The following is a 23526-nucleotide window of genomic DNA, read 5'->3' as shown; positions in this document are numbered from 1 at the left end:
CCGTCGACCGGGAACACAGGAAGGAATGCAAGACCGACAGCCTCAGCACCATGTACGCCAGGCCACCACGACCCTGCTGGATCCGTTCCGCACGCTCGGCCGCCACCGCAGCCCCGTCGTCGTCCAGGCGGTGCGGTCCACGGTCGCGGCGACCATCGCGTACGTCGTCGCCCTGCGCCTGAGTCCCGAACCCGCGCCGCTGACGGCTCCGCTGACCGCGCTGCTGGTCGTCCAGGTGACGCTCTACGCCACCCTCACCACCGGCGTGCGCCGGGTGAACTCGGTGGTGGCGGGGGTCCTGGTGGCCGTCGCGTTCAGTCTGCTCGTCGGCCTGACCTGGTGGAGCCTCGCGCTGGTGATCCTCGCCTCGCTGGCCGTGGGGCATCTGGTCCGGGTGGACGAGTTCGTGCCCGAGGTCGCGATCAGCGCGATGCTGGTCCTCGGGGTCACCACGGTCGGCGACACGGCGTGGGCGCGGGTGGTGGAGACACTGATCGGCGCGGGTGTCGGGCTCGGCTGCAATCTGGTGTTCCCTCCCCCGGTGTGGGTGGGCGAGGCGGGCGAGTCGATCGAGGATCTGGCGCGCCGGGTACGGCGGCTGATGCTGCGGATGGGCGAGGAGGCGGCGGACCGCACGTCCGGGGAGCGGACCGGGACACCGCTGCCCCAGCTGGCCACCGAGCGGCTGTACGAGGCTCGCCGTCTCGACCACGACATCGCCGGGGTGGACGCGGCCCTGCGGCAGGCCGAGGACAGCCTGCGGCTCAATCCGCGGGTCCGGGAGGGGCTGCTGCACCGGATCGTGCTGCGGACCGGCCTCGACACCCTGGAGATCTGCACCGTGGTGCTGCGGGTGCTCGCCCGCACCCTCACCGACCTGGCCAAGGAGCGCGATCCCGGGCCGCTGTTCGCGCCGGCCACGGGCGCCCTGGTGGAGCAGCTGCTGTCGGAGATCGCCGACGCCGTGGTCAGCTTCGCGGTGCTGGTGACCACCGATGTCAGCCGGAGCGCCGAGTCGGCGGAGGCACGGCTGGCCGCCGGGCTGCGGCAGGCGGCGGCCACCAGGGACAAGCTGGCGCTCGCGCTGTTCGACGAGGTGCGGCACGACAGCCGTCAGTGGCAGCTGCGCGGCGCGGTGCTCACCGAGGTCAACCGGATCGTGGACGAGCTCGACACCGAGCACCGTGCGCGGCGGCTGTTCGAGGAACTCGACCGGGTCGCCACCGCGCGGGGCGAGCGCATGCCCCGGCTGACCGGGCTCCGGGACCGGTGGGGCCGGGGCGGGGCGACGGTGGCGGACAGGCGGTCGTAGGAACCCGCGGGAACCGGGTGGCGGCCGGGGAGCGTTCTCTGTGAAGGTGAGGAGATCAGTGCTCTCACGGGGCCGCCGGGCGCCCGTGGACCGTGCGGGAAGCAGAGGGGGGACGGTCGTATGGCCGGATCGAAGGTGCGCATCGACGGGAACACGCTGTGGCTGCCGGGCGGGGTGACGGTGCGGTTCATCCGTACCCTGCGGCTGCCGGAGTCGGGCACGCACGCGCTGCCGCCGGGGCTCGGCGAGTTCCCGGTGCGCAGTGTGGCGGACTGTCCGGACACGGTGCCGGAGGAGTGGCGGGCGCGCGGCGGTGTGATGCTGCCGGTGTATCTGCGTGAGGCGATGTGGCTGAGTTTCGGCGCGGCGGAACCGGCCGCCCTGCAGGTCGGGGTGGGCAAGGTGTGCGCGGTGTCGGGTAAGCCGTGGCGCGGCCGGCTGGCGCGCGGGCCGCAGAACTACGTCGTGCTGCCGCGTCAGCCCTGGCTGGACGGCATCAACTCGGGCAAGGGAACGGTCCGCCAGTTCGTCGCCGTGCCGCTGGGGCTCGGGGCGACGGTCGAGGGCCAGGTCACCGGCGAGGAGGTGTGGGGCGGCGTACAGCTCCAGTCGTTCCGGCTGGGCGAGCGCGCGCTGGTCAGGTGGCGTGAGGACGAGCGGCGGCGGCAGCGGTCGGTGACCCTCCTGAGCAAGTCGGCGGGCCCCGCGTACGGCGCACCGCCCATGATGCCGATGGCCGCGCCGGCCCCCGGCGGGATGCCGGCTCCCGGTGGGGCGCCCGTCGCCTCGGGCGCCGCGCCCGGCGGTCCGCCCCGGTCCGCGCCCGCGATGGGACTCGGCGTCGGCGGCTCGATGCACCAGGAGGTCTACGCCGACGACCGGCCGCTGGACGACTGGGCCGAGGAGCCCGCCGGCCGTGTCTTCGTGCATCTGGTGACGCCCCCGGAGTGGCGGCGCATCACGGGTGAGGCACCGCCGCCGTCACCGGTGGACCGGGCGGCGTACAACCGGGCGGGGCTGCCCTGGTTCGACTACTACGACGAGGGCGCCGCCGATCTCGCCCCCACCGACACCCTCGCCGCCGTCAAGCCGGTCGGTGACTGGCTCGGCGACGACCACGAGCCCTGGCTGCCGCCGGCCCCCGGCCAGATCGTGCCGCTGGGGGACGCACCGGGCAAACCGGTCACGGACGGGGAGTGGTGACGGCCCCGCAGGTGTCCGGGACCGGGCGGCGCGCGGCGGGAGACCGCCGTCCGCCGCCGGTCGGACCGTGACGCGGTGCCCCTCGGCCAGGTCGTCGGGGAGCACCGGCCCGGTGGGCCGCCGACCCAGGCGGTCCCGGGTCGAGGGGCTCGACGCCGGGCTGCCCATGATGACGAACCGGGCGAGCCGGCCGTAGCGCCCGGTCGCCGCCCGCGCGAGACCCACCACGCCGCCCGGCGCCGGAAGCCGCCGCCGGCTCGCTCCGCCGGCAGGGGACGGTGGGCGGGTGAGGGCCGGGGTCATGCCGTCCAGCGGTCCGGGCGGCGGACGGTGCCGGGCAGCCGGGTTCCGGTGCTGCCCCTGGCGGCGTTCAGCTGGGGCTGGGTCAGGAAGAACGCGCCGGTCAGATCGGCGTCCGTGAGGTCGGCGTCCCGCAGGTCGGCGCCGATCAGATCGGTGTGCCGCAGATCGGCACCGGTGAGGTCGGCCGCGATGAGGTACGCGCCCCGCAGACTCGCCCCGCGCAGATCGGCCCCCTTCAGCCGGGCGCCCATCAGATCGGCGCCCCGGCGGTCCCGCTTCCTGCCCCGGACCCCGGCGCGCGCCAGCTCGCTCGTGCGCAGCAGCAGCTCGTTGACCTGCGCCCGGTGTGCGGCGACATCGAGGGCGGCCAGTTCCGCGGGGGTGCCGAGGGTGAGCCGCTCGGTCGACTCCAGGGCGGCGCGCAGCGCGGGGCCGAGCGGCCGGGCGGCGGGCAGGTCGAGGGCCTCGGTCAGGTACCAGAGCAGTTCGTGCAACTGCCGTACGACGGGGAAGACCTCGGACATCAGCCGGGCGTCCCGGGCCGTCCCGGTGCGCCGGTCCCGCCCGCCGAAGGTGATCTGCGCGACCTTCTGGCCCGCGCCGAAGCAGTCGTAGACCGTGCAGCCGGCGAAGCCCCGCTCGCGCAGCCGGTCGTGGATGCCGCAGCGGTGGTCGTCGAGCAGGTTCACGCAGGGGCGGCCCGCGGGCTTGTCGACGGCGAAGTCCGCCGAGCGGGAGAAGGGCAGCGCGACGCAGCACAGTCCGAAGCACCGGGCGCAGTCGGCGCGCAGCTCGGACCGGCCGCCTGTTCGATCGTCCATGGCATCAGCCTACGAGCCCGCGGGCGCTGCCCTCACCGGCGTTCACACCTCGTCGCGGGCCAGGGCGAGCAGGCGGTCCAGGACGCGGGGGCCGCCGGCGCGCAGTCCGTCGTGCTCGAACTCGTCGGTGACCCAGGTGCGCAGGCCGCGGATCGCGCGGGCGGTGGTCAGGGCGTGCGCGGTGTCGACGTACATGTCGTCGTGGTAGACGGCGGCGGCGACCGGGACCTCGTTGGCGGCCAGGCGCGCGGGGTCGTAGAGCGGGCGCCAGCCGGTGTGCGCGGCGAGGGCCTCGGCGGTGTCGCGGAGCGGGCGCAGTGCCGGGTCGCAGTCGAAGGTCCAGGGGTGCACGGACTCGCCGGTGAACAGCGGCGGGCCGTCGCCGGTCAGGGTCTTGGCGGCGTCGAACTGCGGGAACTCGGCGCGGACGCGTTCGGCGGACCAGGCGGTGGGGCGCTCGTCCTGGCCGTAGACCGACTCGTGGACGAGGGCGTAGAGGGGGTGGCCGGCGTAGGAGAGGAGGGAGCGGACCTCCTCCTGGAAGGCGTCCGTGAGGGCGGGGCCCTGCGGGGTGCCGGTGAAGGCGTGTTCCAGGAGGTGGTGGAGGCGGTGGCTGCCCTCGCCGGTGCCCAGCATCAGGCCCAGCGACTGGAACGCCTCGACGGTCAGGCGGTGGCCGCCGGGGAGGGTGACCTCGGTGTTCAGGAGGTGGTCGGCGATGCGGCGGGCGCGCTCGACGTCCTGGGGGTAACGCGCGTAGTGGGACGCGACCTTGCGTTCGATACGCGGGTAGGCGGCGCGGTACACGTCGTCGGCGTGGGCGTCGAGGGAGGGCAGGCCGCCGGTGATCAGCGCGGTGGCCAGGCCTTCGGGGGCCAGGGAGAGATAGGTGACCGTGCAGAAGCCGCCGAAGCTCTGGCCGAGGACCGTCCAGGGGGCGCCGCCGGTGAGCCGCGGGCGGATCGTCTCGCAGTCGCGGACGATCGAGTCGGCGCGGAAGTGCGTGAGGTACGCGGCCTGCCGGTCCGGGGTGCCGCGCAGCGGGAGGGTCTGGCGGGTCGCCGGGGTGGAGTGGCCGGTGCCGCGCTGGTCGAGGAGCAGGACGCGGTACTCCTCCAGGGCCCGGCCGAGCCAGGCCTGCCTGCCGACGAAACGGTTCGCCCCGAAGCCCGGGCCGCCCTGGAGGTAGAGGAGCCAGGGCAGGTCGTCCTGGTGCGCCCTGTCGCTGGCGACGGCCTCACGGGCGTAGAGCTCGATGGTCTCGCCGGTGGGGTCGTCGTGGTCGAGGGGCACGGTGAAGCGGTGGTCGGTGAGGACGACGCCGGGCTGGCGGTAACTGACGGTCAACGGATCTCCCGGGACGGACGGATGCGGCCGGCACTTCTTCGGGCCGCGTCCAGTTCAGCACACGGACGTCCGCCGGAACCCCCGCCGATCATGAAATCGTGCCGAAAACCGTTGCCGGCGCCGCCGGTTCACCGTGGGGTCAGGCTGGAGCGGCGCACCACGAGTTCCGGCTGGAGCACCACCCGGCGGTGCTGGTGGGGTGCGGCTCCGTCGCGGGCCTCGGTCTCCTCCAGCAGCAGTTCCGCGGCCAGCGCACCCATGGTGACGGCGGGCTGGCGCACGGAGGTGAGCGGTACGGCGGCCGCCGCGGCGAACTCGATGTCGTCGTAGCCGACGATCGCGAGGTCGTCGGGGACGGTGACCCCGGCCGCGTACATGGCCTGAAGGACGCCGAGGGCGAGCAGGTCGTTGGCGCAGAACACGGCGGTGGGGCGGTCGGCGAGGCCGAGCAGCCGGGCGCCCGCGTCGCGTCCCGCGGCCACGTCGAGCCGTTCGGTGGGCACCTCCCGCAGCACGTCGGGCGGGAGGCCGGCCTCGGCGAGCGCGTTCAGTGCGCCGGTGCGGCGGTCGCGGACCTGGTTGAGGCCGGGCGGCCCGCTGACGTACGCGATGGAGCGGTGGCCGCCCTCCACGAGATGGTGGACGGCGAGGGCGCCGCCCGCGACGTCGTCGACCGAGACCGAGCATTCGGTGGCGCCCTCGGCGACCCGGTCGACCAGGACGAACGGTATGCCGTGCCGGCGGAACGAGGCGATGTTGCGGCCCGTCGCGTCGGTCGGGGTGAGCAGCACCCCGCGCACCCGCTGTTCGGCGAACAGCGCGAGGTACTCGGCCTCTTCGCTGACGTGCTGTGCGCTGTTGCAGACCATCACGCCGAGGCCGGCGTCGCGGGCGGCCCGCTCGGCGCCGCGGGCGACGTCGACGAAGAACGGGTTGCCCATGTCGAGGACGAGCAGCCCCATGATCCGGCTGCGGCCCGCGCGCAGCTGGCGCGCGGACTCGCTGCGGACGTACCCGAGCCGGTCGATCGCGGACTGCACGCGCGCGCGGGTCTCCGTCGCGACACTGTCCGGACGGTTGATGACGTTCGAGACCGTTCCGACCGACACTCCGGCGGCGCGGGCGACGTCCTTGATACCCACCGACTGGGCCATCAGGGCGGAACCTCCAGGGGGAACGAGGGGCGGGCCCCTCACTTATGCGTCATCTCACCACACGACGGGCCGGTCAGGCCGGTAATGCGAAGTCGACGACGTGGAGCGCCGAGGGGGTCGTTCCGCTCGACTTCTCCTGATACATGAACGACAGCACGTTGTCCGCCGCGACGCGTGTCTCGTCGATCACCACCTCGCCGAAGGCGTTGAGGCCGGCGCCGTCGTACAGCAGGGTCCAGTCGGTGTGGCCGGAGGACTTGGAGGCGGCGGCGATCCGGCCGTAGGGGAGGACGGCGTAGGCGTTGTCGTACCGGTCCAGGACGAGTTTGGTGCGCTGGCTGGAGTTCAGGGGCACGGGGATCTCGGTCTTCTGCCAGGCGCCGGTGGAGAGCTTGCGGAGGTGGAAGGCGCGGCCGTTCGCGGTGCGGTCGGCGACGTAGTCCGTGGTGCACTGGCCGAAGCGGCCGGGGACGTAGCTGATGACCGCGTGGGGCAGGCCGGCGGAGTCGGTGGCCTGGCTCTCCTGGTTCATCAGGGAGTGGTCGGGGTTCAGGGCGTCGACGACCAGGCCGGGGTCGGTGACGGCGACGGTGTCCGTGGTGCCGGTGGTCGCGACGAGGGCTCCGGCGTCGTTGCGCCAGGTGCGGCCGCGGTCGGTGGAGTACACGTAGCCGGTGTCGTGGTTGGTGATGCCGCCGCTGCTGCACATCACGGCGGCGTTCTGCTCGCGCCAGGTGAAGAAGGCGTGCAGCGTGCCGCCGCGGTCGTAGTCGATGCCGTGCAGATACATGTTGCGAGCGGTGCTGGAGCCGTGCGAGCTGGTGTAGGTACCGGTGGCGCTGCTCCACTCCCCCAGCGCCGTCCAGGCCGAACCATCATACTCCGCGAGTGCGTTACGGCCGTTCCCGGAGACTCCGGCGCGGTAGCTCAGCTGCAGCCTGCCCTCGGGGGTGGCGACGAACTGCGGGTAGGTGAACTGCGAAGTGAGGGCGAGGCCGTCGAGAGTGGTCTGTACGGTGCCGAAGGCGGCCGCCGTCCACGCGGTGGCGGCGGGGCTGTCGAGGAGTCCCGCGGCGGACCTGACGTAGAAGAAGCCGTCGCTGTGGGAGTCCATGTTGACGTGGAGGCGGCCGTCGAGCCTGGAGACGCCCAGGGAGATGACGTCGTGCGAGTCGTCGGCCTTGAGCCGGTGGGCCAGGGTGAGCGTGGACCAGGTGCTCGCGCCGAGCGCGCGGCGGCCGAGCACCGCGGAGCGGTCGGCGGTGTACCAGGCGGCGTACTGGTAGCCCTTGTAGGTGAACAGGCCGTTCTTCTGGAACGAGTTGTTGTTGACCAGGCCGTCGTAGGAGACGAAGTAGACCGCCTGGGCGTCGAGTCGGGTGGTGCCCTGCTGGGTGACGGAGGGGCCGGGAGCGGCGGCCGCGGCCTTCCCCTGGGCCGCCACCGTGGCGAGCAGAGCGGTTGTCAGCACCGTGCGTCGTTTCATGGGGCGGCTCCAGGGTGGGGAGGTGGCGTGCGGACAGGGTTGCGGAGGGCGGGTCAGGCGAGGTGGAACACCTCGGTGAGGGGCTTCATCGCCTCGTCGGGACGGGCGCCGTCCAGCGACTCGAAGAACGGCGCCATCTCCTTCTGCCAGCGGGCGTTGACCTCGGTCGCCTCCATGCCGGCCCGGGCGGCCTCGAAGTCCTCCGTCTCGAGATAGCCCACGAGCAGGCCGTCGTCACGCAGGAACAGCGAGTAGTTGTGCCATCCGGTGGCCGAGAGCGCCTCGCGCATCTCGGGCCACACGGCGGCGTGCCGCTCGCGGTACTCGTCGAGGCGGTCCGCCCTGACCTTGAGGAGGAAACACACGCGTCGCATCAACGCCCCTTCCGGCGTACGGGAACGGACCGGTCAGAAGTTGAACTGGTCGATGTTCTTGGCGTCGAAGACGGTGGGCTTGCCCAGGCTGACCACGCCGTCCTTGCCGATGGTGTACGTGGTGTCGCCGGCCTTGAAGGTCTCGCCCTCCTTGCCGGAGATCTGACCGGAGGCCAGCGCGACGGCGGCACGGGCGGCCAGGTCGCCGAGCTTCGCCGGGTCCCACAGCTCGAAGCCCTCGACGGTGCCGTTCTTGACGTACTTGCGCATGTCGTTGGGGGTGCCGAGGCCGGTCAGCTTGACCTTGCCCTTGTACTTCGAGCCGGACAGGTACTGGGCGGCGGCCTTGATGCCGACGGTGGTCGGGGAGATGATCCCCTTCAGGTTCGGGTGCTCCTGTAGAAGGCCCTGGGTCTGCTGGAAGGACTGCTGCGCGTCGTCGTTGCCGTAGGCGACCTTGACGAGCTTGACGTCCTTGTACTTCGGGTCCTTGAGCTCGTCCTTCATGTAGCCGATCCAGGTGTTCTGGTTCGTCGCGGTCTGTGCGGCGGACAGGATCGCGATCTCGCCCTTGTAGCCGATCTGCTCGGCGAGCAGCTGCACCTCGGTGCGGCCGAGGTCCTCGGCGCTGGCCTGCGAGATGAAGACGTTGCGGCAGTCGGCCTTGGTGTCGGAGTCGTAGGTGACGACCTTGATGCCGTTGCTCATGGCCTGCTTGAGCGCGGTGCACAGCGCGCCCGGGTCCTGCGCGGACACGGCCATCGCGTCGACCTGCTGCTGGGTCAGGGTGTTGACGTAGGAGACCTGGCCGGAGGTGTCGGTGGCGCTGTTGGGGCCGACCTCCTTGTACTTCTCGCCCAGCTCCTCCAGGGCCTTCTTGCCGCCGTTGTCGGAGGTGGTGAAGTACGGGTTGTTGACCTGCTTGGGGAGGAAGCCGACCGTGAGGCCCTTCTTCAGCGCGGCGTTCGGGTCCGCCTTGCCCGTGCTCGCGGCCGAGCTGCCGGAGTCCTTGACGTCGTTCTTCGTGGTGCCCCCGCACGCGGTGGCGGCCAGGGCGAGGGAGGTGGCGACGGCGAGTGCCGCTCCGGTACGACGGAGGGTGGACTTGCGCATGGCAGGATTCCTTTGGTGGAAGTGGGTGCGACTCGCCCCGAGGGGCCGTGGGGGTCTGGGGTGCGCCGGTGAGGGCGCGGTGCGGGCCCGCGGCTCGGGCCCTGCGGGGCTGCGGGCCGGGGACGGCTCGCAGGGGTCTGCGGCGGTGAGGGGCCCGTGGGGTCCGTGGCCGTGAACGGATCGCGGGGGGGCGGGGCCTGGAGGCGTGGACGGCGCGTGGGGTCTGCGGGCGGGCGGCCGGCGGGAGAGGCCGCCCCGGGGACGGGGCCGGTGGGAGAGGCCGGCCCGGGGAGGAGGCCGGTGGGACCGGCCGCCTGGGGCCAGGAGCTGCGGAGAGACTGCGGGTCTATCCGTCGGCGCCGGCCGCTCCCGCCGGTCCGGGGGTCTTCGTCACGGCCCTGCCGTGGGACCCCGCCGCCCTGGCGAGGGCGATCTGGCGGGCGACGCGCGGGCCGAGCACCGAGACGACGAGCAGGACGCCGGTGACGACGATCTGCGACTGGGCGGAGACGTTCAGCAGGCTCATCACGTTCTGCAGCGCGCCGAGCAGGAACACACCGGCGATCGCACCGCCGAGGGTGCCCTTGCCGCCGTCGAAGTCGATGCCGCCGAGCAGGACGGCCGCGACGACCGACAGTTCGAGTCCGGTGGCGTTGTCGTAGCGGGCGCTGGCGTAGTGCAGCGCCCAGAACACACCGGTGAGGGAGGCCATCAGGCCGGTCATGGTGAACAGGACCAGCTTGGCCCGCCTGACGCGGATGCCGGCGAACCGGGCGGCCTCCTCGCTGGCGCCGATCGCGAACAGCGAGCGGCCGAACGGGGTGGCGTGCAGCACGACGACGGCGACGGCGAGCAGCACCAGGAAGGGCAGGAACGCCTGCGGCAGGAACGAGTTCCCGAGCCGGCCGGCCGCGAAGTCCAGGTACTGGCCGGGGAAGTCGGTCACCGCGTCGGAGCCGAGCACGATCTGCGCGATGCCGCGGTAGGCGGCGAGGGTGCCGATGGTGACGGCGAGGGACGGCAGTCCGAGGCGGGTGACCAGCAGACCGTTGATCAGCCCGCACACCACGCCGAGCAGCAGGCACAGCGGGATGATCATCTCGATGGACAGGCCGTTGTTCCAGAGCCAGCCCATCACCGCGCCGGACAGACCGGCGGTGGAGGCGACCGACAGATCGATCTCACCGGCCACCACGAGCATGGTCATCGGCAGGGCGATCAGGGCGATCGGCAGGGTGTTGCCGAGCAGGAAGGACAGGTTCAGCGCGTTGCCGAAGCCGTCCACGGAGCCGAAGGACAGCAGGATCAGCACGACGAGGAGGGCGCCGACGACCGTGTCCCAGCGGACCGCGCGTGTCAAGGAGTCAGGCATGGGGGTTCCCCTTCTCGGCCTTCCGCGTGTCCCGGGCGGCGGCCTTCTCCTGGGACGATTTCTTCAGCGCCGACTTCTGCAGCGCGGCGGCCACCCGCAGGGCGACGACCCGGTCGACGGCGATGGCGAGGAGCAGCAGCACGCCGTTGATGGCGAGCACCCACACGGAGCTGACACCGAGGGCGGGCAGCACGCTGTTGATGGAGGTCAGCAGCAGGGCGCCGAGCGCCGCGCCGTAGACGCTGCCGGAGCCGCCGGTGAAGACCACGCCGCCGACCACGACGGCGCTGACGACGGTGAGTTCGTAGCCGTTGCCGGTGCTGGAGTCGACGTTGCCGAACCGGGCGAGGTACATCGCCCCGGCGAGGCCGGCGAGGCCGCCGCAGAAGGTGTACGCGGCGAGGATCCGCTTGCGCACCGGGATGCCGGCGAGGCGGGCGGCCTCCGGGTTGGAGCCGAGCGCGTACAGCTCGCGGCCGCTGCCGTAGTGCTTGAGGTAGTACGCGGTGGCGATCAGCACGGCCAGCGCGATCAGCGCGAGGTACGGCACGGCGGACAGGCCGCCGGAGCCGAAGTCGACGAACCCGCCGGGCAGGTCGGCCGCGGTGATCTGGCGTGAGCCGACCCAGATGGAGTCGATGCCCCGGATGATGTAGAGGGTGCCGAGGGTCACCACCAGGGCGGGCACCTGACCGAGGCTGACGAGCAGGCCGTTGACGAGGCCGCAGCCGATGCCCAGGAGCATCGCCAGCGCGATCGCCACGACCGGGTTGCCGCCGCCCTGGAGGTACGTACCGGCCGCGAAGGCGGTGATGCCGAGGGTGGAGCCGACGGACAGGTCGACGTTGCGGGTGATGACGACCAGGGACTGGCCGGTGGCGACCAGCACCAGGATGGTCGCGTTGAGCAGGAGGTCCTTGATGCCCTGTTCGGAGAGGAACTGGCTGTTGCCGGCCTGGGTGACGGCGATCATCACCAGGAACACGGCGAGGATGGCGAGTTCGCGCATCCTGAAGACGCGGTCGACGAGCCGGGTGCCGCTGGAGCGGGGCACGTCGGCGACGGGCGTCTCGTCCGGGGTGGTCACCGTCATCATGCCGTGCCGCCTTCGGTGGTGCTCGGGCACGTCACGCCGGGGGTTCCCGTGCGGTCACCCGTACGGGGCAGGGGGGCGGGGGTCGGGGCGGTCCGCGGCGTGGCAGGGCCCGGGCGGGTCTGCGGCGCGGCGGCGGCCGCGCGGGGGTGGTTCACGCGGCCCTCCCGGTGGCTGCGGCCATCACGGTTTCCTCGGTGGCTTCGGAGCGCGGGATCTCGGCGCTGATCCGGCCCTCGTGCATCACCAGCACGCGGTCGGCCATGCCGAGGATCTCGGGCAGGTCGGAGGAGATCATCAGGACGGCGACACCGTCGGCGGCGAGCTGGCTCAGCAGGCGATGCACCTCGGCCTTGGTGCCGACGTCGATGCCGCGGGTGGGCTCGTCGACGATCAGCACCTTGGGGCCGGTGGCCAGCCACTTGGCGAGGACGACCTTCTGCTGGTTGCCGCCCGACAGGGTGTTGACGCTGTCGGCGATCCGGGCGTACTTCACCTGGAGCCTGACCGCCCAGTCCAGGGAGCGGCTGCGCTCGGCGCCGCGGTCCACCAGACCGGCGCGGACGGTGGTCCGCAGGCCGGTGAGGCCGATGTTGCGCTCGATGGACATGTCCATCACCAGGCCCTGGGCGCGGCGGTCCTCGGGGACGAGCGCGAGTCCGGCGGACATGGCGGTGGAGGGGGCGCCGTTGGTGAGTGCCCTGCCGTCCACCTCGACCTCGCCCGCGTCCCAGCGGTCGACGCCGAACACGGCGCGGGCGACCTCGGTGCGGCCGGCTCCGACGAGCCCGGCCAGGCCGACGATCTCGCCGCGCCGCACCTCGAAGGAGACGTCGGTGAAGACGCCCTCACGGGTCAGCCGGCGGACGCTGAGCGCGACGTCGCCGGGGGTGACGTCCTGCTTGGGGTACAGCTCGTCGAGGTCGCGGCCCACCATGCGGCGCACCAGGTCGTCCTCGGTCATCCCGGAGACGGGCTCGCTGGCGATCCAGGCACCGTCGCGCAGGGTGGTCACCTGCTCGCAGATCTGGAAGATCTCCTCGAGCCGGTGGGAGATGAACAGCACGGCGGCGCCCTGTTCGCGCAGGGTGCGCACGACGCCGAAGAGGCGGGCGACCTCGCTGCCGGTCAGGGCGGCGGTCGGCTCGTCCATGATCAGCACACGGGCGTCGAACGAGATCGCCTTGGCGATCTCGACGATCTGCTGGTCGGCGATGGACAGGCCGCTGGCCGGCCGGTCGGGGTCGAGCTCGACGCCGAGGCGGCGCATCAGCGCCAGCGTCGCGTCGTGGGTCGCCCGGTGGTCGATCCGGCCGAGGGCGCGCCGCGGCTGGCGGCCCATGAAGATGTTCTCGGCGATCGACAGGTCGGGGAAGAGGGTCGGCTCCTGGTAGATCACGGCGATGCCCGCGTCGCGGGCGTCACCGGGGCCGTTGAAGGTCACCGGCCGTCCGGCGAGCAGCACCTGACCGGTGTCGGGTCGGTGCACCCCGGCGAGCGTCTTGATCAGGGTGGACTTGCCCGCGCCGTTCTCGCCGGCGAGTGCGTGCACGTCACCGGCGTTCAGCTCGAGCGACACGTTCCGCAGGGCACGGACCGCGCCGAAGGACTTCGAGACGTCCCTGAGCGCCAGCACCGGGACGGGGCCCGTGTCGGACGGATGGGTCATGGAGGCTCCTCGACGACAGCGGCGGGATGACCCTCACCGCGTCGTGAAAGGTTTCAACTGGGTTGCCCGGAAGTTAGACACGGCAGGCATGTCACGTCAATGGGTACGAGTCGAAAAACTTTCGATACACAAAGGTCACGAGCAAGTCACGGAAAAGAGTCTTGACGTCCCTTCTTGACAGCCATTCGGCCCCCTCGTACGTTGCGGTCCTGAATCGTTTCACAGCGTCGCTGTCGCGACCGATGCCTCCAGGAGCCCTGCAGTGACCGACATCGCCGCGGTGAAGGCCGCGCTCAAGACCCAGGCCGTCGAGACGCCGTCGTGGGGGTACGGGAACTCCGGGACCCGCTTCAAGGTGTTCGCCCAGCCCGGCGTGCCCCGCACCCCGCAGGAGAAGATCGACGACGCGGCCCAGGTCCACGCCTTCACGGGCGTCGCCCCGACCGTGTCCCTGCACATCCCGTGGGACAAGGTCGGCGACTACGCGGCGCTGGCGAAACACGCCGAGGAGCGCGGGGTGAGGCTCGGCGCGATCAACTCCAACACCTTCCAGGACGACGACTACAAGCTCGGCAGCATCTGCCACCCGGACGCCGCGGTGCGGCGCAAGGCCGTGGACCATCTGCTGGAGTGCGTCGACATCATGGACGCGACCGGCTCCGCGGACCTCAAGCTGTGGTTCGCCGACGGCACCAACTACCCCGGCCAGGACGACGTGCGGGGCCGCCAGGACCGGCTCGCCGAGGGCCTCGCCCAGGTGTACGAGCGGCTCGGCGACGGGCAGCGGATGCTGCTGGAGTACAAGTTCTTCGAGCCGGCGTTCTACACGACGGACGTCCCGGACTGGGGCACCGCCTACGCCCACTGCCTCAAGCTCGGCCCCAAGGCGCAGGTCGTCGTCGACACCGGCCACCACGCACCGGGCACCAACATCGAGTTCATCGTCGCCACGCTGCTGCGCGAGGGGAAGCTCGGCGGGTTCGACTTCAACTCGCGCTTCTACGCGGACGACGACCTGATGGTCGGCGCGGCGGACCCCTTCCAGCTCTTCCGCATCATGTACGAGGTGGTGCGCGGCGGCGGCCTCACCTCCGACGTCGCGTTCATGCTCGACCAGTGCCACAACATCGAGGCGAAGATCCCGGCGATCATCCGCTCCGTGATGAACGTGCAGGAGGCCACGGCCAAGGCGCTGCTCATCGACCGTACGGCTCTGGCGGCGGCACAGGTCTCCGGCGACGTGCTGGAGGCGAACGCGGTGCTGATGGACGCGTACAACACGGACGTACGGCCGCTGCTGGCGTCGGTGCGGGAGGAGATGGGGCTCGACGCCGACCCGGTCGCCGCGTACCGCCGCTCCGGCTGGGCCGAGCAGATCACCGCCGAGCGGGTGGGCGGCGAACAGGCGGGCTGGGGCGCGTAAGCCCTCCGGGCGGGACGGGGTCGTCGGCGGGGGCCCCACGGGGGTGCCTCGCCGGCCACACGACCCGGCACCACGGGGGTTGCCGCCCACGCCGGGGTTGCGCAGCCCGGCGCCGGGGGGTGCCGCCTGCGCCCACCCGTGCCGCCCCAGCGGCACGACTGCCCGCAGGCTGCGTAGGGCCCCCGCCCGACCGCGGGCAATCGTGCCGCAGGGCGGCACGGGTGGGCGCGGCCGGCAACCCGCCGGCGCCGGGCTGCGCAACCCCGGCCCCAGCCCCCACCGCCCCGCACCGCATCCCGCCCCGCACCCGCACCCGCACCCGCACAGCCCCGCCCCGCCCCGCCTCGCCTCGCAGAGAACCCGCAGAGAACCCGCAGAGAACCCGCAGAGAATCCCTCCCTCCCCGAAAGAGGACCCGCACGCCATGGCAACGCATCCCGAAGCCGCCGCCCTGCTCGCCCGGTCGCACCGGCTCGGTGCCGACCCCCGCAACACCAACTACGCCGGAGGCAACACCTCGGCCAAGGGCCGGGAGACCGACCCGGTCACCGGTACCGACATCGAGCTGATGTGGGTCAAGGGCTCCGGCGGCGACCTCGGCACCCTCACCGAGGCCGGCCTCGCCGTGCTCCGTCTGGACCGGCTCCGCGCCCTGACCGGCGTCTACCCCGGTGTCGAGCGCGAGGACGAGATGGTCGCCGCGTTCGACTACTGCCTGCACGGCAAGGGCGGTGCCGCCCCGTCCATCGACACCGCGATGCACGGCCTCGTGGACGCCGCGCACGTGGACCACCTGCACCCCGACTCCGGCATCGCCCTGGCCTGCGCCGCCGACGGCGAGAAGCTGACCGCCGAGTGCTTCGGCGACACGGTCGTGTGGGTGCCGTGGCGCCGCCCCGGTTTCCAGCTCGGCCTGGACATCGCGGCCGTGAAGGAGGCCAACCCGCAGGCGATCGGCTGTGTGCTCGGCGGCCACGGCGTGACCGCGTGGGGCGACACCGCCGAGGAGTGCGAGCGCAACTCGCTCCACATCATCCGCACCGCCGAGGCCTTCCTCCAGGAGCGCGGCAAGGCGGAGCCCTTCGGCCCGGTGCTCGACGGCTACGCGGCGCTCCCCGAGGCCGAGCGCCGCGAGCGCGCCGCCGCTCTCGCGCCGTACGTCCGGGCGATCGCCTCGCAGGACCGCCCTCAGGTCGGCCACTTCACCGACTCCGACGTCGTCCTCGACTTCACCGCCCGCGCCGAGCGCCCCCGCCTCGCCGCCCTCGGCACCTCCTGCCCCGACCACTTCCTGCGCACCAAGGTCCGCCCGCTGGTCCTCGACCTGCCGCCCACCGCGCCCCTCGACGAGGCGATCGCGCGGCTGAAGGAGCTGCACGCCGGGTACCGCGAGGAGTACGCCGCCTACTACGCGCGGCACGCCCTGCCGGACTCCCCCGCGATGCGCGGCGCCGATCCGGCGATCGTGCTGGTGCCCGGCGTCGGCATGTTCTCCTTCGGCAAGGACAAGCAGACCGCCCGCGTCGCCGGCGAGTTCTACGTCAACGCGATCAACGTGATGCGCGGTGCCGAGGCGGTGTCGGTGTACGCGCCGATCGAGGAGTCGGAGAAGTTCCGCATCGAGTACTGGGCGCTGGAGGAGGCCAAGCTCCGGCGGATGCCGAGGCCGAAGGCGCTGGCGACCCGGGTCGCCCTGGTGACCGGCGCGGGCAGCGGCATCGGCAGGGCCACCGCCGAGCGGCTGGTCGCGGAGGGCGCGTGCGTGGTCGTCGCCGATCTGAACGCCGAGAACGCCGCCGCCGTCGCCGAGGAGCTGGGCGGCCCCGACAAGGCGGTCGCGGTGACCGTGGACGTCACCTCCGAGGAGCAGATCGCCGAGGCGTTCAGGGCCGCGCTGCTCGCCTTCGGCGGTGTGGACCTGGTCGTCAACAACGCCGGTATCTCCATCTCCAAGCCGCTGCTTCAGACCACGGCACGGGACTGGGACCTCCAGCACGACATCATGGCGCGCGGTTCCTTCCTGGTCTCCCGGGAGGCGGCCCGTGTGATGATCGCGCAGGGTCTCGGCGGCGACATCGTCTACATCGCCTCCAAGAACGCCGTCTTCGCCGGTCCCAACAACGTCGCCTACTCCGCGACCAAGGCCGACCAGGCCCACCAGGTCCGGCTGCTGGCGGCCGAGCTCGGTGAGCACGGCATCCGCGTCAACGGCGTCAACCCGGACGGCGTGGTGCGCGGCTCCGGCATCTTCGCCGGCGGCTGGGGCGCCCAGCGGGCGGCCACCTACGGGGTGGACGAGGAGAAGCTGGGCGAGTTCTACGCACAGCGGACCATCCTCAAGCGCGAGGTGCTGCCCGCGCACGTGGCCAACGCCGTCTTCGCCCTCACCGGCGGCGAGCTGACCCACACCACCGGTCTGCACATCCCGGTCGACGCCGGCGTCGCCGCCGCGTTCCTGCGGTGACGGCTGTGCCTCACTCGTACGCCGCGGTCGACCTCGGCGCGTCCAGCGGACGCGTCATGGTCGGCCGCGTCGGCCCCGGCAGCCTGGAGCTGACCGAGGCCCACCGCTTCCCCAACCGTCCCGTCCGCGTCCCGGAGGGGCTGCGCTGGGACGTCCTCGGCCTCTACGCCGGAGTCCTCGACGGCCTCAGGGCGGCAGGGCAGGTCGACTCGGTCGGCGTCGACAGCTGGGCCGTGGACCACGGCCTGCTCGACGCCGACGGCGCCCTGCTCGGCAACCCGGTGCACTACCGCGACCCCCGCACCGAGGGCGTCCCGGAGAAGGTGTGGGCGACCCTGCCCGCGGCGGAGCTGTACGCGGCGACCGGTCTCCAGTACGCGCCCTTCAACACCCTGTACCAGCTGGCCGCCGCCCGCTCCACCGCCCAGTTCGCCCACGCCCGGCGGCTGCTGCTGATCCCGGACCTGCTGTCGTACTGGCTGACCGGCGAGCAGGGCACCGAGCTGACCAACGCCTCCACCACCCAGCTGATCGACCCGCGCACCCGCGACTGGTCCTACGACGTCGCCGCCCGCCTGGGCATCGACCTCGGCCTCTTCGCGCCGCTGCGCAGGCCCGGGGACCCGGCGGGGCTGCTGCGCCCGGAGGTGCTGGACGAGACCGGGCTGAGCGGCCCGGTGCCGGTGACCGCGGTCGGCTCGCACGACACCGCCTCCGCGGTGGCCGCCGTGCCCGCGACGGGCGAGCGGTTCGCGTACATCTGCACCGGCACCTGGTCGCTGGCCGGTCTGGAGCTGGACGCGCCCGTGCTCACCGAGGAGAGCCGCGCGGCGAACTTCACCAACGAGCTGGGCCTGGACGGCACGGTCCGCTATCTGCGCAACATCATGGGCCTGTGGCTGCTCCAGGAGTGCGTACGCGCCTGGGGCGGCCCCGATCTGGGCGACCTGCTGCGTCAGGCGGCGGCCGTACCGGCGCTGCGGTCCGTGGTGGACGCCGGCGACGCGGTGTTCCTGGCGCCGGGCCATATGCCGGAGCGGATCGCCGAGGCGTGCCGGGAGACCGGGCAGCCGGTACCGGCCGGTCCGGGCGAGATCACCCGGTGCATCCTCGACTCCCTCGCCCTGGCCCACCGCCGGGCCGTGGAGGACGCCCAGCGGCTCGCCGGGCATCCGGTGGACGTGGTGCACATCGTCGGCGGCGGCACCCGCAACACCCTGCTGTGCCAGCTCACCGCGGACGCGTGCGGGCTGCCCGTCGTCGCCGGTCCGGCGGAGGCGGCGGCGCTGGGCAACGTCCTCGTGCAGGCACGGTCGCACGGTCTCGGCGGCGACCACGCCCAGCTGCGGGAGCTGCTCGTCCGCACCCAGCCGCTGACCCGCTACGAGCCGCGGGGCGACCCGGCGGCCTGGCGGGCGGCCGAGGCCCGGCTCGCCGTACGGTGAGCGGGGGCAGGCCGGGTGCGGCCCGGATCCCGGCCGCGGTCCCGCACCGGCGCCCGCCCGGCGAGCCGTACCCGGGCCCCGGCCACCCGCCGTCCCTGGGCCGGCCCTGATCCCGGCCGCCGTCCCGCACGGGGCGCCGCGACGGTCCCGACCCTGGTCCTCTCCACTGCCCCCTCCACCCACTAGGCTGCATTCACCCGATGACCGACCCCCGAGGAGCCGCGATGCGTGTCGCTCTGTTCCTGACCTGTGTCAACGACACGCTCTATCCGGACACCGGCCGCGCGGTGGTGAAACTGCTGACCAGGCTGGGTGTCGAGGTGGACTTCCCGATGGCGCAGACCTGTTGCGGGCAGGCCCACTACAACACCGGTTACCGGCACGAGGCCGAGCCGCTCGCCCGGCATTTCTCCGAGGTCTTCCGGGACTACGACGCGATCGTCACCCCGTCCGGGTCGTGCGGGGCGATGGTGCGGGAGCTGTACCCCCGGATGGGCGAGCGGGCCCGCGCCGAGGGCCGGGGCGACAGCCTGGCGAAGGCACTGGCGCCGGTGGTGCCGAAGACGTACGAGCTCACCGAGTTCCTGGTGGACGTGCTGGGGGTGACGGACGTCGGCGCGTACTACCCGCACAAGGTGACCTACCACCCCACCTGTCACGGGCTGCGGGGCCTGGGCCTCGGCGAGCGGCCCCGGAGGCTGCTCGAGGCGGTGCGGGGACTCGAACTGGTCGAGCTGCCGGGCGCGGAGGAGTGCTGCGGGTTCGGCGGCACGTTCGCGCTGAAGAACTCCGCCGTGTCGGGCGCGATGGGCACGGACAAGGTCCGCAACGCCGAGTCGACGGGCGCCGAGGTGCTGTGCGCGGCCGACAACTCCTGTCTGATGCACATCGGGGGCACCATGACGCGGCTGGAGTCGGACATGCGGCCCGTGCACATCGCGGAGATCCTGGCGGGTACCGAGGAGGAGGCCGTATGAGCGGCACGTTCGTGGGGATGCCGCCCTTTCCCGAGGCGGCGCGTGAGGCGGTCGGCAACAGCACCCTGCGGGGCAATCTGCGGCACGCCACCCACACCATCCGCGCCAAGCGGGCCGCGGCGGTCGCCGAGGTGTCCGACTGGGCCGCGCTGCGGGAGGCCGGCAAGCGGATCAAGGATCATACGCTGCGCCATCTCGACCGCTACCTGGAACAGGTGGAGGAGTCGGTCACGGCGGCCGGCGGTGTCGTGCACTGGGCGGCGGACGCGGCCGAGGCGAACCGGATCGTCACCGAACTGGTCAGGGCGACCGGCGAGTCGGAGGTCGTGAAGGTCAAGTCGATGGCCACGCAGGAGATCGGGCTCAACGAGGCGCTGGAGGCCGCGGGCATCCACGCCTACGAGACCGACCTCGCCGAACTGATCGTCCAGCTGGGCAAGGACCGCCCCTCGCACATCCTGGTCCCGGCGATCCACCGCAACCGGGGCGAGATCCGCGACATCTTCCGCTCCGAGATGGGCGAGTGGGGCCGCCCGGCCCCCGAGGGGCTCACCGACACACCGGCCGAACTGGCCGAGGCGGCACGGCTCCATCTGCGGGAGAAGTTCCTGCGCGCCAAGGTCGGCGTCTCCGGCGCCAACTTCGTCGTCGCCGACACCGGCACCCTGGTGGTCGTCGAGTCGGAGGGCAACGGACGGATGTGTCTGACCCTGCCCGAGACGCTGATCTCGGTCGTCGGCATCGAGAAGATCGTGCCGACCTGGCAGGACCTCGAGGTGTTCCTCCAGACCCTGCCGCGCTCCTCCACGGCCGAGCGCATGAACCCGTACACCAGCATGTGGACCGGCACCACCGACGAGGACGGCCCGCGCGCCTTCCATCTGGTGCTGCTGGACAACGGCCGCACCGACACCCTCGCCGACGAGGTGGGCCGCCAGGCACTGCGCTGCATCCGCTGCTCGGCGTGCCTGAACGTCTGCCCGGTCTACGAGCGGGCGGGCGGCCACGCCTACGGCTCGGTGTACCCGGGCCCGATCGGCGCGATCCTCAGCCCCCAGCTGCGCGGCACGGCCAGCGGGATCGACGCCTCGCTGCCGTACGCGTCGTCACTGTGCGGCGCCTGCTACGAGGTGTGCCCGGTCGCCATCGACATCCCCGAGGTGCTGGTGCACCTGCGCGAGCGGGTGGTGCAGGGCGGTCCGGCGGTGCGGGAGGGCAACAAGGTGGTGCTCAGGCCCGCGAAGGGGCATGCCGCCGAGCGGGCCGCGATGCGTGCGGCGCGCTGGGCGTTCGCTCACCCGGGCGCGCTGCGCACCGGCCAGCGGCTCGCCTCCCGCACCCGGCGCCTGCATCCCCGTACGCTGCCGGGCCCCGGCAAGGCGTGGAGCGGCAGCCGGGATCTGCCCGCCGTGCCCGCGGAGCCGTTCCGCGACTGGTGGCAGCGCACCCACGGAGGAAAGGACACGCAGCGGTGAACAGCAGGGACCGGATCCTGGGCCGGGTGCGGCGCGCGCTCGCGGACGTACCGCCGGACGACACCCCCTACGCGCAGGCCGTGGAGCGCGGCTATCTGCGCGAGCACGGTACGCGGAGCACCGCCGAGACGGTGGAACTGCTCGCCGAGAACCTCGCCGACTACCGCGCGGTGGTGCACCGCTGCGCGCCGGGCGAGCTGGCCGCCGTGGTGGCCCGGTTGCTGGCGGAGCACGGGTCGGGGTCGGTGGTGGTGCCGCCGGGTCTCGAACCCGGGTGGCTGTCGGAGACGGCGGCGGACGTCGCACGGGTGCCGGACACGGCGGACGGCACGGCCGGTGAACTGGACCGGGTCGACAGTGTGGTCACCGCGTGCGCGGTGGCCGTCGCCGAGACCGGCACCCTCGTCCTCGACGGCTCGCCCGACCAGGGGCGCCGCCGTATCACCCTGGTCCCCGACCACCACATCTGCGTGGTGCGGGTGCCGGACCAGGTCGTCTCCTCCGTCCCGCAGGCCCTCGGACGGCTGGACCCCGTCCGCCCGTCGACCTGGATCTCCGGCCCGTCGGCGACCAGCGACATCGAGCTGGACCGGGTGGAGGGAGTGCACGGACCGCGCACGCTGGAGGTCGTGCTGGTGGGGTGAGGGCTTCCGGTCCCCGCCCCGGCCCTCGGACCGGCGGTCGGCACCCCGCCCCGGCCGCCGGTCCGCCCGCGCCGGGGACCCGTCCGCCGTGGCGGTCACGCCTCCGTGGACCTCGCGTAGTCCGTCGCCATGGACCCGGCGAAGTCGTACAGGATGACCTGCTCGTCCCCCACGACCCAGGCGTCGTGGCCCGGCGGGCAGACGAAGACGTCGCCGGGGCCGACCTCGCCCTCGGCGCCGTCGTCCATGCGCAGCCGCATACGTCCCTGGAGGACGTAGCCGTTGTGGTGGATCCGGCAGCTCTCCGTGCCCGCTATCGGTCCCACGGACTCCGACCAGCGCCAGCCCGGTTCGAAGGTGCCCACGGCGAAGTCGAGACCCGTGAGGTGGACCGCCTCCAGGTGCCCGCGCGGGAAATCGCGCCGCTCGTCGGGCTTGTCGACCGTCTTCACTTCCAGCATGACGATGCCTCCTTTCCCACCCCGCCCCGCCCTCCGGACCACACCATCGTGCGCTCCGCAACCCGGGGCCGCCATTCGGGTGACATCGGGCACTCCGGGCGGGCGGCGGGAGTTCTGCATTCAGGAGGGGCCGGGAAGCGGACAGGAGCAGGATTCAGGAGGGGGTGAGGGGAAGGTCGTCGGTGAAGGCGTTCACCGGCTGCGCGACGGGCGTGGTCGTCCCGGCGTCGAGCGCGGCCTCGGCCGAGCGTGTGCCGAGGACGCCGCGCGGATGCCAGGTGCCGGTCACGGCGAGCCAGGTGTTCGCGGGCGGGGCCGGGGTGCCGTAGACGCGGATCCTGACGGTCTGGGCGTCGGCGGCGCAGCAGGTGAAGATGATCCGGGTCAGGTACCAGCCGCCGCCGTGCCCGGCCGGGGTGACGAAGCCGGTGAGCCGCACACCTCGGCCCCGGACGGTGTGCGCGGGGTCCTGCTGGACGCGGGTCGTGAAGTCGGTGAGGGTCATGGGGAGGGGTGAGCCCGCGGGCAGCGGGGCGAAACGCTGCCGGTGCTCGACCGCCCCGGGGTTCGAGCGGGCGGCGGTGTAGGCGCCCAGCGCGGGCGGCGCGTAGAGCAGCAGGCTGAGAGCGGGGAGGAGGAGCAGCCAGGCGACCCGGGGGCCGGCGGAGTGGTCGTGGCCGTGGCCGTGGTCCTCGTGGGGAGCGCCGTGGTGGGGGGCGCCGTGGTCCTCGTGACGGGGGTGGCCGTGGTCCTTCGCGCCCGCCGCGGCGCTCGCCAGGCCCAGCAGGGTGAGCAGGATCCCCGAGGCGACGAGCGGCAGGCGCAGGCCCTCCTTGACGTAGCGGAGGTAGTCGTCCGAGAGAAGGGTGGCGCGCAGCAGGCCGGTGCCGGTCAGAAGCAGGAGGAGGGCCGGGAGGACGCGTCTCACAGCAGTACGCCTCCGATCGCGGCGCTCACCAGGACGGCGACGAGGGCCGTCGCGGAGGAGAACCGGACCGCGAACGCCCGCCCGAACGTACCCGCCTGCAACGCGATCAGCTTCAGATCCACCATCGGACCCACCACCATGAACACCAACCGCGCCACCGGCGAGAACCCCGCCAACGACGCCGCCACGAACGCATCCGCCTCCGAACACACCGCCAGCACCACCGCAAGCCCCGCCAGAAACACCACCGACAACCACGCCGAACCCGAGAACACATCCAGCACCGTCCGCGGCACCGCCACATTGAACGTCGCCGCAGCCATCGCCCCCAGCACCAGAAAACCACCCGCCTGAAGAAAATCATGCCGGAAACCGGCCCGGAACTCCCCCCACCGACTCCCACCCACCACATGACCCCCACCCCGCACCCCCGGACGCAACCACTCCGCCCGACCCCACCAC

General features: G+C 72.7%; 20 protein-coding genes. 8 read left to right on the top strand and 12 right to left on the bottom strand.

All coding sequences use genetic code 11. The features are described from left to right. Positions 1 to 25 precede the first annotated feature (25 nt). Positions 26 to 1312 (top strand): aromatic acid exporter family protein, encoded by a 1287-nt coding sequence (locus ABZ862_RS25330; RefSeq protein WP_360962112.1) that lies wholly within the window; start codon positions 26 to 28, stop codon positions 1310 to 1312. Between the two features lie 120 nt (positions 1313 to 1432). Then, positions 1433 to 2515 carry a hypothetical protein gene (locus ABZ862_RS25325; protein WP_360962110.1) on the top strand — a complete coding sequence of 361 codons (1083 nt, stop codon included), beginning with the start codon at positions 1433 to 1435 and terminating at the stop codon, positions 2513 to 2515. Positions 2516 to 2814: 299 nt separating this feature from the next. Here ABZ862_RS25325 and ABZ862_RS25320 read toward each other — a convergent pair whose 3' ends face one another. The 9 genes from ABZ862_RS25320 to ABZ862_RS25280 all read right to left on the bottom strand — a co-directional run bounded on the left by ABZ862_RS25320 (position 2815) and on the right by ABZ862_RS25280 (position 13247). Further along, positions 2815 to 3639, bottom strand: a complete 825-nt coding sequence (locus ABZ862_RS25320) for a pentapeptide repeat-containing protein (protein WP_360962107.1) — start codon at positions 3637 to 3639, stop codon at positions 2815 to 2817. Positions 3640 to 3681: 42 nt separating this feature from the next. Further along, complete coding sequence (locus tag ABZ862_RS25315) at positions 3682 to 4986, bottom strand: alpha/beta fold hydrolase (protein ID WP_360962104.1); 1305 nt, start codon at positions 4984 to 4986, stop codon at positions 3682 to 3684. A 128-nt stretch (positions 4987 to 5114) separates the two neighbouring features. Continuing rightward, complete coding sequence (locus ABZ862_RS25310; protein WP_360962101.1) at positions 5115 to 6140, bottom strand: LacI family DNA-binding transcriptional regulator; 1026 nt, start codon at positions 6138 to 6140, stop codon at positions 5115 to 5117. Between the two features lie 73 nt (positions 6141 to 6213). Further along, entirely contained in the window at positions 6214 to 7626 is a 1413-nt protein-coding gene (locus ABZ862_RS25305; RefSeq protein ID WP_360962098.1) for a BNR repeat-containing protein, read from the bottom strand. 53 nt (positions 7627 to 7679) lie between these two features. Then, on the bottom strand, positions 7680 to 8000 hold the full coding sequence (locus ABZ862_RS25300) for an L-rhamnose mutarotase (protein WP_360962096.1): 321 nt from the start codon (positions 7998 to 8000) through the stop codon (positions 7680 to 7682). 33 nt (positions 8001 to 8033) lie between these two features. Further along, entirely contained in the window at positions 8034 to 9113 is a 1080-nt protein-coding gene (gene rhaS, locus ABZ862_RS25295; protein ID WP_360962093.1) for a rhamnose ABC transporter substrate-binding protein, read from the bottom strand. 346 nt (positions 9114 to 9459) lie between these two features. Further along, positions 9460 to 10485, bottom strand: a complete 1026-nt coding sequence (locus ABZ862_RS25290) for an ABC transporter permease (RefSeq protein ID WP_360962090.1) — start codon at positions 10483 to 10485, stop codon at positions 9460 to 9462. Continuing rightward, positions 10478 to 11578 (bottom strand): ABC transporter permease, encoded by a 1101-nt coding sequence (locus ABZ862_RS25285; protein ID WP_360962432.1) that lies wholly within the window; start codon positions 11576 to 11578, stop codon positions 10478 to 10480. The genes ABZ862_RS25290 and ABZ862_RS25285 overlap by 8 nt, the downstream gene beginning before the upstream one ends. Positions 11579 to 11732: 154 nt before the next feature. Continuing rightward, positions 11733 to 13247, bottom strand: coding sequence for a sugar ABC transporter ATP-binding protein (locus ABZ862_RS25280; protein WP_360962088.1), 1515 nt, complete (start codon positions 13245 to 13247; stop codon positions 11733 to 11735). Between the two features lie 262 nt (positions 13248 to 13509). On the opposite strand from ABZ862_RS25280, the gene rhaI reads away from it, so the two are divergent. The 6 genes from rhaI (at position 13510) to ABZ862_RS25250 (ending at position 21675) form a co-directional block, all read left to right on the top strand. Then, positions 13510 to 14670 (top strand): L-rhamnose isomerase, encoded by a 1161-nt coding sequence (gene rhaI, locus ABZ862_RS25275; protein ID WP_360962085.1) that lies wholly within the window; start codon positions 13510 to 13512, stop codon positions 14668 to 14670. A gap of 424 nt (positions 14671 to 15094) precedes the next feature. After that, positions 15095 to 17134 (top strand): bifunctional aldolase/short-chain dehydrogenase, encoded by a 2040-nt coding sequence (locus ABZ862_RS25270; protein ID WP_360962082.1) that lies wholly within the window; start codon positions 15095 to 15097, stop codon positions 17132 to 17134. A 56-nt stretch (positions 17135 to 17190) separates the two neighbouring features. Then, positions 17191 to 18579: a rhamnulokinase family protein gene (locus tag ABZ862_RS25265; RefSeq protein ID WP_360962429.1), complete on the top strand. Its 1389-nt coding sequence runs from the start codon at positions 17191 to 17193 to the stop codon at positions 18577 to 18579. Positions 18580 to 18803: 224 nt separating this feature from the next. Continuing rightward, entirely contained in the window at positions 18804 to 19556 is a 753-nt protein-coding gene (locus tag ABZ862_RS25260) for a (Fe-S)-binding protein (RefSeq protein ID WP_360962079.1), read from the top strand. Beyond that, positions 19553 to 21031 carry a LutB/LldF family L-lactate oxidation iron-sulfur protein gene (locus tag ABZ862_RS25255; protein WP_360962076.1) on the top strand — a complete coding sequence of 493 codons (1479 nt, stop codon included), beginning with the start codon at positions 19553 to 19555 and terminating at the stop codon, positions 21029 to 21031. The genes ABZ862_RS25260 and ABZ862_RS25255 overlap by 4 nt, the downstream gene beginning before the upstream one ends. Beyond that, positions 21028 to 21675, top strand: a complete 648-nt coding sequence (locus ABZ862_RS25250; RefSeq protein WP_360962073.1) for an LUD domain-containing protein — start codon at positions 21028 to 21030, stop codon at positions 21673 to 21675. The genes ABZ862_RS25255 and ABZ862_RS25250 overlap by 4 nt, the downstream gene beginning before the upstream one ends. Before the next feature lie 95 nt (positions 21676 to 21770). Here ABZ862_RS25250 and ABZ862_RS25245 read toward each other — a convergent pair whose 3' ends face one another. From ABZ862_RS25245 to ABZ862_RS25235, 3 genes are all read right to left on the bottom strand, one after another. Further along, positions 21771 to 22136, bottom strand: a complete 366-nt coding sequence (locus ABZ862_RS25245) for a cupin domain-containing protein (RefSeq protein ID WP_360962071.1) — start codon at positions 22134 to 22136, stop codon at positions 21771 to 21773. 154 nt (positions 22137 to 22290) lie between these two features. Then, on the bottom strand, positions 22291 to 23064 hold the full coding sequence (locus ABZ862_RS25240; protein ID WP_360962068.1) for a TIGR03943 family protein: 774 nt from the start codon (positions 23062 to 23064) through the stop codon (positions 22291 to 22293). Beyond that, a partial coding sequence (locus tag ABZ862_RS25235; RefSeq protein WP_360962065.1) for a permease occupies positions 23061 to 23526 on the bottom strand: 466 nt, incomplete at its 5' end. The genes ABZ862_RS25235 and ABZ862_RS25240, both read right to left, overlap by 4 nt.

The organism is Streptomyces sp. NPDC047000 (assembly GCF_040644295.1).
Classification (GTDB): Bacteria; Actinomycetota; Actinomycetes; order Streptomycetales; family Streptomycetaceae; genus Streptomyces.
This window is presented reverse-complemented; position numbering and strand designations above follow the sequence as displayed.